11 protein-coding genes are annotated in these 11,081 nt (G+C 60.4%); 1 reads left to right on the forward strand and 10 read right to left on the reverse strand.

Features of this window, described 5'->3' with window-relative positions; translation table 11 throughout:
• Positions 1 to 55 precede the first annotated feature (55 nt).
• Positions 56 to 955, forward strand: a complete 900-nt coding sequence (locus Q0C23_RS09580) for an extracellular solute-binding protein (protein ID WP_291512199.1) — start codon at positions 56 to 58, stop codon at positions 953 to 955.
• Positions 956 to 980: 25 nt separating this feature from the next.
• Here Q0C23_RS09580 and kdpA (Q0C23_RS09585) read toward each other — a convergent pair whose 3' ends face one another.
• The 10 genes from kdpA (Q0C23_RS09585) to kdpF all read right to left on the reverse strand — a co-directional run bounded on the left by kdpA (Q0C23_RS09585) (position 981) and on the right by kdpF (position 10,892).
• A complete protein-coding gene (gene kdpA / locus Q0C23_RS09585; protein ID WP_291512156.1) occupies positions 981 to 2,720 on the reverse strand; it encodes a potassium-transporting ATPase subunit KdpA in 1,740 nt (579 codons plus the stop codon).
• Positions 2,721 to 2,879: 159 nt separating this feature from the next.
• Complete coding sequence (locus Q0C23_RS09590; RefSeq protein WP_291512157.1) at positions 2,880 to 3,347, reverse strand: hypothetical protein; 468 nt, start codon at positions 3,345 to 3,347, stop codon at positions 2,880 to 2,882.
• 59 nt (positions 3,348 to 3,406) lie between these two features.
• Positions 3,407 to 3,724: a hypothetical protein gene (locus Q0C23_RS09595; protein ID WP_291512158.1), complete on the reverse strand. Its 318-nt coding sequence runs from the start codon at positions 3,722 to 3,724 to the stop codon at positions 3,407 to 3,409.
• A gap of 37 nt (positions 3,725 to 3,761) precedes the next feature.
• Positions 3,762 to 4,664, reverse strand: coding sequence for a glutamate 5-kinase (gene proB / locus Q0C23_RS09600; protein WP_291512159.1), 903 nt, complete (start codon positions 4,662 to 4,664; stop codon positions 3,762 to 3,764).
• Positions 4,665 to 4,708: 44 nt separating this feature from the next.
• A complete protein-coding gene (locus Q0C23_RS09605) occupies positions 4,709 to 4,918 on the reverse strand; it encodes a hypothetical protein (RefSeq protein WP_291512160.1) in 210 nt (69 codons plus the stop codon).
• A 121-nt stretch (positions 4,919 to 5,039) separates the two neighbouring features.
• Entirely contained in the window at positions 5,040 to 6,203 is a 1,164-nt protein-coding gene (locus tag Q0C23_RS09610; protein ID WP_291512161.1) for an outer membrane beta-barrel protein, read from the reverse strand.
• A gap of 146 nt (positions 6,204 to 6,349) precedes the next feature.
• Entirely contained in the window at positions 6,350 to 6,946 is a 597-nt protein-coding gene (gene kdpC, locus Q0C23_RS09615; RefSeq protein WP_291512162.1) for a potassium-transporting ATPase subunit KdpC, read from the reverse strand.
• A 10-nt stretch (positions 6,947 to 6,956) separates the two neighbouring features.
• Positions 6,957 to 9,023, reverse strand: a complete 2,067-nt coding sequence (gene kdpB, locus Q0C23_RS09620) for a potassium-transporting ATPase subunit KdpB (RefSeq protein WP_291512163.1) — start codon at positions 9,021 to 9,023, stop codon at positions 6,957 to 6,959.
• A gap of 10 nt (positions 9,024 to 9,033) precedes the next feature.
• Complete coding sequence (kdpA, locus tag Q0C23_RS09625) at positions 9,034 to 10,803, reverse strand: potassium-transporting ATPase subunit KdpA (RefSeq protein ID WP_291512164.1); 1,770 nt, start codon at positions 10,801 to 10,803, stop codon at positions 9,034 to 9,036.
• Positions 10,800 to 10,892 (reverse strand): K(+)-transporting ATPase subunit F, encoded by a 93-nt coding sequence (kdpF, locus tag Q0C23_RS09630; RefSeq protein ID WP_291512165.1) that lies wholly within the window; start codon positions 10,890 to 10,892, stop codon positions 10,800 to 10,802. Before kdpF ends, kdpA (Q0C23_RS09625) begins: the two co-directional genes overlap by 4 nt.
• Positions 10,893 to 11,081: the final 189 nt, after the last annotated feature.

An 11,081-nucleotide genomic window follows, 5' to 3' on the forward strand; every position in this document is an offset into this window, starting at 1 on the left:
GATATTTCGATACTGGGAGGTACCTGTGCGCTCATCGGTTCTGATTGCCTGTCTCATGCCCCTTGCCCTTACTCTCGGCGCTGCCCAAGCCGGCGCGGAAGATCTCTACGTCGCCTACGCTGGCTCCATGGGTGCCGTGATGGATCTGCATCTAGGGCCGGAGTTCGCCAAGGCGCACCAGGTCCAATACCGCGGCGAGGGTCAGGGAGCCTATGGCCTCGCCCGCCTCATCGCCGACCACAAGATTCGTCCGGACGTCTTCGTATCCATCACCCCTGGACCCATAGAGATCCTGCAGCAGGCGGGTCTCGTGCGTGCGGCCTATCCCGTCGCCAGCACCCAGATGTGCATCGCCTACAGTCCCGACAGTCCCTACGCCAAGGAATTTGCCGCCGCAGCCCAGGGTCGGAAACCCTGGTACGAGGTCCTGCAGATGCCTGGCGTGAGCTTTGGACGCACCGATCCGCGCACGGACCCGCAGGGACAGAACATCATCTTCACGATGCTCTTGGCGGAACGGTATTACCACATCCCGGATCTTGCGAAAAAGATCCTGGGTTCACAGACGAATCCGCAGCAGATCTTTACGGAGCCCTCGCTGCTGGCGCGGCTCAAAAGTGGGCAGCTCGCCGCAAGCTCGGGCTATCTCAGTGCCGTCAGCTCCCAGAAACTGCCCTGCATAAAACTGCCGCCGGAAATCAATCTGAGCGACCCACGCTATGCCAAAGACTGGTACGACAAGGTGCAGTTCACCATCACCGTGGATGGCAAGGAAAAAGTCGTGCATCCTCAGCCTCTGGTATTCTATGCCGCGGTTCTGACCGATGCGCCCCACCCCAAGCTCGGCCAGGAATTTGTCGACTATCTGCGCAGTGCCGCGGGGCAAAAACAGTTCCGCGACAACGGCTACAGCGCGCCCCACGGCCCAACCCTGGGCACGGCCGGCGCCGGCTGACGCAAGGGCAGTTCGCATCCCCGCTCTAGAGGCGCCATTGCGCTGCGATTGGGCCCAAGGCAAGAGCGGGGAAAAAGGTCACGGCCGCGAGCAGCAGGATGACGAGGGCCACAAAGACGATCATCAAAGGAGAGTCTTCGCGCAAGGTTGCGGCTCCCACCGCCGTACCCTGCTTGCACACCAGGCTCCCGGCCAGGGCCAGGAGCGGCAAGATACCAAAATATCGCCCAAAGAGCATGGCCAGAGCCGACAGCAAATTGTAAAAGCTGGTATTGACATTCAGGCCACCCATATCGCTGCCATTGTTGTTCACAGCACTGCTGAATTCATAGAGGATCTCACTGAAGCCTTGTGGTCCGGGATTAAAAACGCTTTCCCGGCCTGCCGGCAGGGCCACGGCCAGGGCGGTGGTCAGCAGCACCAACAGGGGCATCAGCAGAATGGCGAAGGACACCATTTTGACGTCGTAAGCTTCAATTTTCTTACCCAGAAACACCGGCGTCCGTCCAGTCATGAGGCCAGCCAGAAAAACAGCGAAGATCATCACGGCCAGAAAACTCTCCAGACCTACGCCGATTCCGCCGTAGAGCAACTCCCCTAGCTGCATGTAGAGCATGTTGATCCCACTACTCATCGGGGCGGCGGAATCGTAAGCACAGCCGGACATCCCGGCACCTGTAGTAGCGGCTAGACTGCCAAATAGCCCACAGGCACCAGCGCCAAAACGCAGATCTACCCCCTCGAGATCACCCCCTCCAGCATAGAGGGGAAGCGCCTCTTGAGCGACGCTGGCGGGTAAACGCGGATTCCCTTGCAGCTCGAAATATTGGCTGGACAAGGATAAAGGCAGCCACAACAGCACCGTTGTGGCGAGAATGGCCCAAGCGAGCCTTCGACGCCCCAGCATACGTCCAAAGAGAAAGATATAGGCCGTGGGAAAAAGGATGAAGGACAGCATCTGCCCAAGATTCGATAAAGGGCTCGGATTGGCGAAAGGATGTGCCGCACCGCCATTGAAAAAGGCGCCACCGTTACCACCCAGGATAGTGATAGCTTCTTGCGAAGCAGCAGGGCCCATGGCCAGAACCTGCTGATGCACTCCACGGCCGTCATACACGAAGGGCTGTATGAGATCGGCGTGGACATAGGCCGCCAGATTCTGAATGGCCCCCTGCTGTACATAAAAGAGCGCAAATATGGCAGCGACGGGCAGAAAAAGGTAGAGCACCGTGCGGGTGACATCGACCCAGAAATTTCCGAGACCCTTGCCCTTCCTGCGCATAAACGCACGGGTGAGGGCGAGCAGAGTCGCCGCGCCGCTCGCCCCCGCCAGAAAGTTTTGTTGGGCCAGACCCAAGGCCTGGGAAAGATAACTCAAGGTACTTTCGCCGCCATAGTCCTGCAGATTGGTGGTCGTCACAAAACTCGCGGCCGTGTTGAATGCCATCACCGAAGACATCCCGGGGAAATGCTCGGGGTTGAAGGGCAGATGTCCCTGCAACGGGAGCAAAAGATAGAGGGTTACGGCACCCAGTACATTGAAGCCGAGGAAGTTCAGAGCATAACTTTTCCAGTCCATGTCCTCCCGGGCGGCTCCGCCCGCCACACGATAAATCCCTTTTTCCACAGGGCCCAGGAGCCTACGCGCCCAAAAGGGTCGACCGTCGTAGACCGCTTCCAGATAGGCGGCCAAGGGGTAGGCCAAGGCTATGGAAAGGCCCAGAACCAAAAGAGTTTGCAGGAGGGAAGCCGTAAAACCGCTCACAAGTCACGCTCCATGGATTCGGACGGCCTCATCGGTATCGGAATACGCCAAGACCGCCACGGAAGGTCTCTCGCGGACAAGATCGTGCTGACAAACGGAGCGCGAGACGCTCTGTCCAGGGAAAGACCTTCCGTCGCCGCCTTTGGCTGGATAGATTTATCAAAAACCGACGGCGCGTTGCTGTACCGTGGACTGTGGGGACTGCTCGGCGGTCGCGGACTCCGTGGACGGGGAGTGCGCGTAGCGTGTCCGAAGGCGCGCCAAATCCCCGGCGCTCAGACGCCATTCCTGCCAGAAGGCGGCACCATCGAGGCCGATGCGCCAGAAGCCAAGGGTGGAGCTTTCGCGGCAGTACCAGAAGGCTCGATGTTCGATATCGGCCAAGAGCTCCCAGCGACGCATTTCCCTTGCCTTACGCGCAGGCTCGGCAAAGGCCTTGCCCCAGGGGAAATCATCGTGCGGCGCCACTTGCGGCAGCAGTTCACTGAGATCGAGCGTGGTGACGCTTCCCGAATACCTCGCGCGATGCGTACGGTGTGCGGCATCCAGGCCGCGCAGATGCCGGGAATACAGCCAATACAATGCCAACAAGAGCAGCGCGAAGCTGAGAATCACGACCGATAACATAAGAAAACCCTCCCAATCGCGAGACACGACGGACACAGTGGAATCCCATCCCAGATCGATCACGGCCGCAGCCTCCGCAGATGGGCGTCGGACCAGTGGCCCTTCCTGGCCTCATGCCGCACTTCGTGAAAGCCGCGCAAAAAGGCGTAGAGGCAAGGATCCTGCCCCTCACTGCGCAAAGGCCAGCGCCCTTGGGCGATGGTGATGGCCTGGTACAGGGGCGCGGCGGGATGCTCCTCGGCCCAACGACGACCGTCGCGATAGGCAGCGCGCCGGCGGCTCCGCTCTCGCGCCGCCCAACTCAGGAATGCCGCTAGTGCCAGCACAAACCATGGCATTGCGGGCAGCAGATGGGACCACCAATCCTGCGAAATCATGGCAGCATCCTCGTATCGAACCGGTCCGAAGCCGAGCCTAGGCCCAGGTATAAACGGGCTGCGGCAGGGTCGGCAGACCCAGTCGCTGGGCAAGACTGCGCATCGTCGCCGGCGCCAGCCAGGTACCCAGTCCTTCACCCTGTCGCACCCGCAGCAGCACCCTTGCCTGGCGGCCCGCAGCGATAAGGGTCGGGATACCGCGACGTCCGACAAGGCCCGCTGCCCGAATCTTGGTTGCCATGCCGCCCGTACCCAGAGCGCCTTTGCTGCCGCCAGCCATGGCGATGAGCCTCGGATCATCGCAGCGGCAGCTGTCCACCAGGCGTGCCATGGGGTCTCGGCGAGGATCGGCGGTATACAATCCGACCTGATCCGTGAGCAGCAAGAGAAGATCGGCGCGCCAGATCCGAGCTACCTGTGCCGCCAGCAGATCGTTGTTGCCGATACCATTGTTGGCATGGACCGTAGCGTCGTTTTCATTGAGGATAGGGATCGCGCCAGCCACCAGCAGCGCGTCGATGGAATCCCGCAGACGCCGCTGGGCCGACCGCCCCGATAGGTCCACATTGGTCAGCAACAGTTGCCCACAGAGGGTATCGCTGGCCTCGAAGCACTCCTGAAAAACGCGCAGCAGTGTCGCCTGCCCGAGACTCGCGGCGGCACGACGCGCCACGTCTGCGGCGCTGCCGTTCACATCGCCGCATGCCAGATGGCCGCGCCCGACACTGACGGAACCCGAACTTACCAGTACGACGTCCAAACCCTGTTGGCGTAGAGTCGCCATCTGAAAAACCAGACTGCGAATGGCGAGACGATCCGGCTGACCGTCTTCCCGGGTGAGCAGACTGCTGCCCACCTTGACCACCCAACGCCGCCCATACTGCGCGGCACGCCGGTTGGGCGGACTCGACCGCGTCATTTCATTGGCGTATATCGACATGGCAGACTCCTGTGCTGACCATTGGTCTTGGCGCGAGGTATTCCTCAGGCCGGCTCGCTTTCGGCCGGTTGTTCACCAGCGCGGGCCATGGCGAACCCGCGTTCGAAGGCGTAAAGCAAGACTCCTGCACTGGTTTCGGGATACAGGGCATAACAGGCCGCTTCCACCGCATCGGCATCGGCCTGCGGATGCTCCAAGGCCCAACGGTATCCCTGCCATTCGGCCTTCATTATCTGCAGTTTCAGAGATTCCATGACTCGTCTCCCATGACTGACAAGCACATTTTTATGAGCGCACGTTCTTTGTTTTAGAAGTTTAGTCCCGACCATTTTCCCGGGCTATAAAAAACGCATAAATTCGGACGGGCCAGCAGAACTAGAAAAGCAAACCCGTTTCCAGAAGTCCCCGGGTCTGGCTGCGATCCTTGCCCCTCGGCCCGGCAAAGCCCTGACCCGAAGGGGAGAAGGCGCAGACATAAGAGAACTCCGCCCGGGCAAAGAAAGCTCCCTGCCGAAAGCTCGGAGTCAGGGTCAGGGACCAGGCGTGGGAGTCGCCCGGCAGGTTGGTGATGCCCTGAGCATAGGGACTGGCGGCGCCACTACCCGACACCTCCAGATACTCCACCCGCCCGCCCAGAGACCAGTGCGAGGTCCAATGGTAGCTTCCCAAAACCCCGACACCCAGATTGTGGAAGGACTGAGTCAGACCGATACCGGGTTGACGCGGGGTGTGCATATATTGCACGTACGTTGTCAGCGCCCAAGGCTCGGCATCGTAGCTGTAACTGAGCCCATAGATTGCGCTGTCGTCGGCACCATCGCTGATATTGCCACCTGTGGCACTGCTGGTATTCCCGCCCGCGCGACCCAGATTACCGCCACCGTAAAAACCAATGCTATTGTGGGCATCCAGAGCGTAGCTGAGAGCACCCGAAAGGTTATTGAAACGATCGCTGTAGTAACCATCCGTCCAAGCCAGAGACGCCGTCAGCGCGCCCCAATGGCCATTGAGCTGTACGCCCCGGCTGATGTTGGGTGCCACATTCCAGAGCAGGCCCCGTTCGATATCGATATTTTCGTAGGTGAAGCCACTTTCGACACCAATGAGGGAGGGCAGCTTGCCCACCTGTAAGGAGAAATGCGCATTGGGAACGATGCTCAGATAGGCAATGGGCAGCGCGCCGAACTGCTGCAGGGTGTTGCTGGTGGAGCTGAAGCCGCTGGCGAGGGTGGGATAGTTGTAGGCACCCCCTTCCAAATAGAATTGCACGAGGCCCTGATCCTTCTGCACGATGACCAGTGCATTGCTGAGATCAAGGCCTTCGTGCTTGGCGCCCAGAGTGCCGCCCGCACCCTGGGGATGGTTCTGGGCAAAGGCAAAGGCGCTGACGACACCCTGCACCCCCAGCCTCCCCAAAGGCCCGGCATCGATCTCATAGGGCTTGGGCAGGGTATAGGCGCAAGCCATGGCCGGCAGGCCGAGGAGGCCGACGGCCACAACCCAGTTGCGGCATTTCAGGATACGAGCGTAACGAGACATGGAACTTCCTCTGGAGAATTGCCTGTGCGCCACACTAATCAAAATCCTGTAAAAAGGCTCTAAAAAACCCATAAAATTTCTGTAAAATTCAGGATCGTGATCATAAAAAAAGGCGCCGTATGGCGCCTTGAAAAAAGTGAAGCGTTTTACTTAGCCTTTCCTTGTTGCTGATATAGCCGATGTAGGGCCAGGTTCAATTCCAACACATTCACCCGGGGCTCGCCGATGAAACCCAGAACGGCGGGGCGGGTGTAGCGCTGGATGAGTGCCGCCACCTGCGCCTCCGGCAAATGCCCCGCCTGGGCCACCCGCGCCAGCTGGTAGCGAGCAGCGGCAATGCTGATGTCAGGGTCAAGTCCGCTCATGGACGAGGTGACGAGATCTACCGGCACTGGACGATCGCCATCGGCCGGATCCGCCGCCCGCAGGCGCGCGACCCGCTCCTGGACGTGTCGGACGAGCTCTGGATTGGTCGGCCCGAGATTGGAGGCGCCGGAGTTTTCGGCGTCGTAGGGCACCGGGTCCGTCGCCGATGGACGTCCCCAGAAATACTGGGGCTGGTCAAAGTACTGACCGATGAGCCGGGAGCCCACCACCTTGCCGTTTTCGCGGATGAGGGAGCCGTTGGCCTGGTGCGGAAACAGTACTTGGGCCAGGCCCGTGACCAGGAGCGGATAAACGATGCCCGTAGCGACCACCAGCAGGGCAAAGACGATGAGTGCTGCGCGTAAGGAACGGATCATGGTGCGGTCCTCAGATAAGGCTCAGGACGATATCGATGAGCTTGATGCCGATGAACGGAGCGATCAGCCCCCCCAGGCCGTATATCAGGAGGTTGCGACGCAAAAGCGCCTGCGCAGACACCGCCCGATAGGCAACCCCCTTCAGCGCCAAGGGAATCAGGAAAGGAATGACCACGGCATTGAAGATCACGGCAGACAGAATCGCGCTCTGGGGCGAACTCAGGTCCATGATGTTCAGGGCAGCCAGCTGCGGATAGGTCCCCACGAAGGCCGCCGGAATGATGGCGAAATACTTGGCCACATCGTTGGCGATACTGAAGGTCGTCAAGGACCCGCGGGTCATGAGCAACTGCTTGCCGATGCGGACAATCTCCAGGAGCTTGGTGGGGTCCGAATCCAGATCCACCATATTCGCCGCCTCGCGCGCTGCCTGGGTGCCACTGGCCATGCACACGGCCACGTCCGCCTGGGCCAGGGCCGGCGCATCGTTGGTGCCGTCGCCGGTCATGGCCACCATGTGCCCTTCCTGATGATATTCGCGGATACGCGCCAGTTTGGTCTCGGGCTTGGCCTCGGCCATGTAATCGTCGACCCCGGCCTCGGCCGCAATGGCCCCTGCCGTCAGTGGGTTGTCGCCCGTAACCATGACAGTACGGATGCCCATCTTCCGCAGCTCGGCAAAGCGCTCCTTGATGCCGGGCTTGACGATGTCCTTGAGCTCCACCACACCGAGGCCACGGCCGTCCAGGGCCACCACCAGGGGTGTGGCACCGGATTGCGCCACCTTCTGGACGATCTGATCGATCTCCGCCGGCCATTGACCACCCTTTTCCTTCACCCAGGCTTTGACGGCATCGGGGGCGCCCTTACGCAATTCCTTCCCACCGGCATCAACACCACTCATCCGCGTTTCGGCGGTAAACGGAATCCATTTGGCGTCGTCGCCCAAGGTCTCCTTCGCTTCCGGATATTTCTGCTCCGCCAGCAGGACGATGCTCTTGCCCTCGGGGGTATCGTCCGTCAATGAGGACAGGCGCGCGGCACTGGCCAGCTCCTGATCCGTCACCCCGGGCGCGGTGTAGAAGGCCGAGGCCTGGCGATTGCCAAAGGTGATGGTACCGGTCTTGTCCAGAAAAAGGACGTCGGCATCGCCCGCCGCCTCGATGGCGCGACCCGACTTCGCCACCACATTGGCTTGCAGCAGGCGCATGATACCGGCAATACCGATGGCGGGCAGCAAAGCGCCGATGGTGGTGGGAATAAGGCAGACCAAAAGGGCCACCAGCACCGTGGTGCTGATCACGGTTCCGCTGTGGTTGGCGTAGTGCACGCTGTAGTAAGAGAAAGGATAGAGCGTGACCGTCACCACCAGGAAAACGATGGTGAGCAGAACCAGCAGCACGGCCAGGGCAATCTCGTTGGGAGTCTTGCGGCGGGCCGCCCCCTCCACCATACGGATCATGCGGTCCAGGAAGGTCTCGCCGGCACTACTGGTAATCTTCACCACCAGCCAGTCCGAGAGCACTCGGGTGCCGCCGGTGACGGCGCTGCGGTCGCCACCGCCCTCGCGGATGACCGGTGCCGACTCGCCGGTGATGGCGCTCTCGTCCACCGAGGCCACGCCCTCCACCGCCTCGCCATCGGAAGGGATGGCATCACCCGCCTCCACCAGGACGTAATCGCCGGGCTGCAGGCTCGCTCCGGGGACCTCTTCCCAAGCGGCGCCGTGGCGTGGCTCACGGAGCTTCTTGGCGGTCACCTCGTGACGAGCCTGTCGCAGACTCGCCGCCTGTGCCTTGCCCTGCCCCTCGGCCAGGGCCTCGGAGAAATTGGCAAAGAGCACCGTGAGCCAGAGCCAGAAATCCACGGCCCAGACGAAGCCCGCCTCCGCCCACCGGCCGTGCAGCAGGTCGGCAATACCGATGACCGTAACCAGGATGGCGCCGATGAACACCACGAACATCACCGGATTGCGCCATTGTACCCGCGGGTCGAGCTTGCGGAAGCTCTCGCGTACGGCGGTCCGGCCCAGCTGCCGCCAGGAAAAACTCGCACTATGAATGTGATGGGTCGTCATGATCTGTCTCTCAATGACCAATCGAAGAGGTGTTGTGTACCGCCGTCGGCAGGCTCAACTGCTCCGCTATGGGCCCAAGGCCCAGCGCCGGGATGAAGTTCAAGGCCCCCACCAGCAGCACCACGACGGTAGTGAAGACCACGAAGAGGGGTGTGGCCGGGTTGAGGGTGCCCGGGCTTGCCGGGATGCGCCTCTTCGCCGCCAGGGAACCGGCGATAGCCAGCAGCGGGAGATAGGCGAGATAGCGATTGAGCAGAACACACAGGCCCGTGAGCAGGTTATAGAAGGTGGTGTTGGCATTGAGCCCACCGAAGGCGCTGCCGTTATTGTTGCTGGGACTGGTGACGGCATAGAGAATCTCCGAGAACCCATGGGCCCCGGGATTCAGCACGGCATCGCGGCCGCCCGGCAGACTCACCGCCACCGCCGTGCCGATGAGCACCAGCATCGGCATGACCAATATGGCCAGCGAGGCCATCTTGATCTCGTAGGACTCGATCTTCTTGCCCAGAAACTCCGGGGTGCGACCGATCATGAGGCCCGCCAGGAATACCGCGATGAGGACGAAGGCCAGCATGGAAGCAATACCGGTCCCCACGCCACCGGGAGTGACCTCACCCAACTGCATCAGGAGCAGATTCACCATACCCGACAAGGGCATGAAGGAGTCGTAGGCGGAATTGGCGGCTCCCGTCGAGGTTCCCGTGGCCACAGCGCCGAAGAGGGCACTGCCAGCAGTACCGATGCGATCCTCGACCCCCTCCATATTGCCACCACCGGCTAGCAGACTCGTATTCTTCTGGTCGACGCCGATGGTCGTGAGCACAGGGTTGCCGGCCAGATCCTGCTGCTGACTCAGTATGGCGAGAGGGGTGAAGAGCAGTAGCATGACCGCCAGAATACCCACCCCGAGACGCATGTTCTTGACGCGATGACCGAAGTAGAAAACCAAGGCAAAGGGGATGAGAAAAATGGCCACCATCTGGAAGAAATTGGTGAGGCCCGTGGGATTCTCAAAGGGATGTCCGGAATTGGCATTGAAAAAGCCGCCGCCGTTGGTACCCAGCAGCTTGATGGCTTCCTGCGACGCCACCGGCCCCATGGCGATGACTTGCTGCGTCACCATCTGGCCTTTGTGCAGAAAGGGCTGAATCAGGTCGACGTGGACGTACGCGGCAAAGTTCTGGATGGCACCTTGCTCGACGAAAAACAGAGCGAGGATAACCGACAAGGGAAGGAGCACGTAGAGCGTCGTGCGCACGAGATCCACCCACAGATTACCGATGCCCGATTTCTCGGCACGGGTAAAACCACGGATCATGGCCAGGGCCAAGACAATACCGGAAGCGGCAGAGAGAAAGTTCTGTACCGCCATACCCAGCATCTGGCTCACGTAACTCATGGTACTTTCGCCACCATAATCCTGCCAATTGGTGTTGGAGACGAAACTCGCCGCGGTATTGAAACTTATCTGCACCCCGGGACTGCCGAAGTGCATGGGGTTGAGGGGCAGGTAATTCTGGAAATACAAAAGCAGATAGAGAAAGACAGCGCCTACCAGATTGAAGAGAATCCAGAGCAGGGCATATTGCCGCCAGCTCATATCGGCTTTGGCATCGACACCGGCCGCGGCATATATGGCGTGCTCCACTGGACCCAGCAGCCTTTTGGCAAGGCAGCTTTGGTCACTGAAGATACGCTGCATATAGGCACCCAAAGGCCACGCCAGGACGATGGTCACCACCAACATGGTAAAGGTGAGCAGCAGGGCGTCGTTCATAGGAAACGCTCCGGATTGAACAGGAAGAAGAAAAGATAGACGAGCAAGGCGGCGGCAAGCCCCAGTCCGATCCAGGTGAAGATATCCATCACCAACTCCTTACACGCTCGAGGAAATAGACGAGGCCTGTGCCCAGACCAAAGGGTATCAGCAGTATCACCAGATAGAGCAAAAACATGATCGATCTCCTTGCAGACTCCGGCACCATAACGGCAGCGGTATAAAAATGCCATAAAAAGTCGGGCTCCGGCTGGCGGCAGTACCGCTGCCTATTGGCC

Origin of the sequence: Acidithiobacillus sp., from assembly GCF_023256195.1 — a bacterium.
Taxonomy (GTDB): Bacteria; Pseudomonadota; Gammaproteobacteria; order Acidithiobacillales; family Acidithiobacillaceae; genus Acidithiobacillus_A.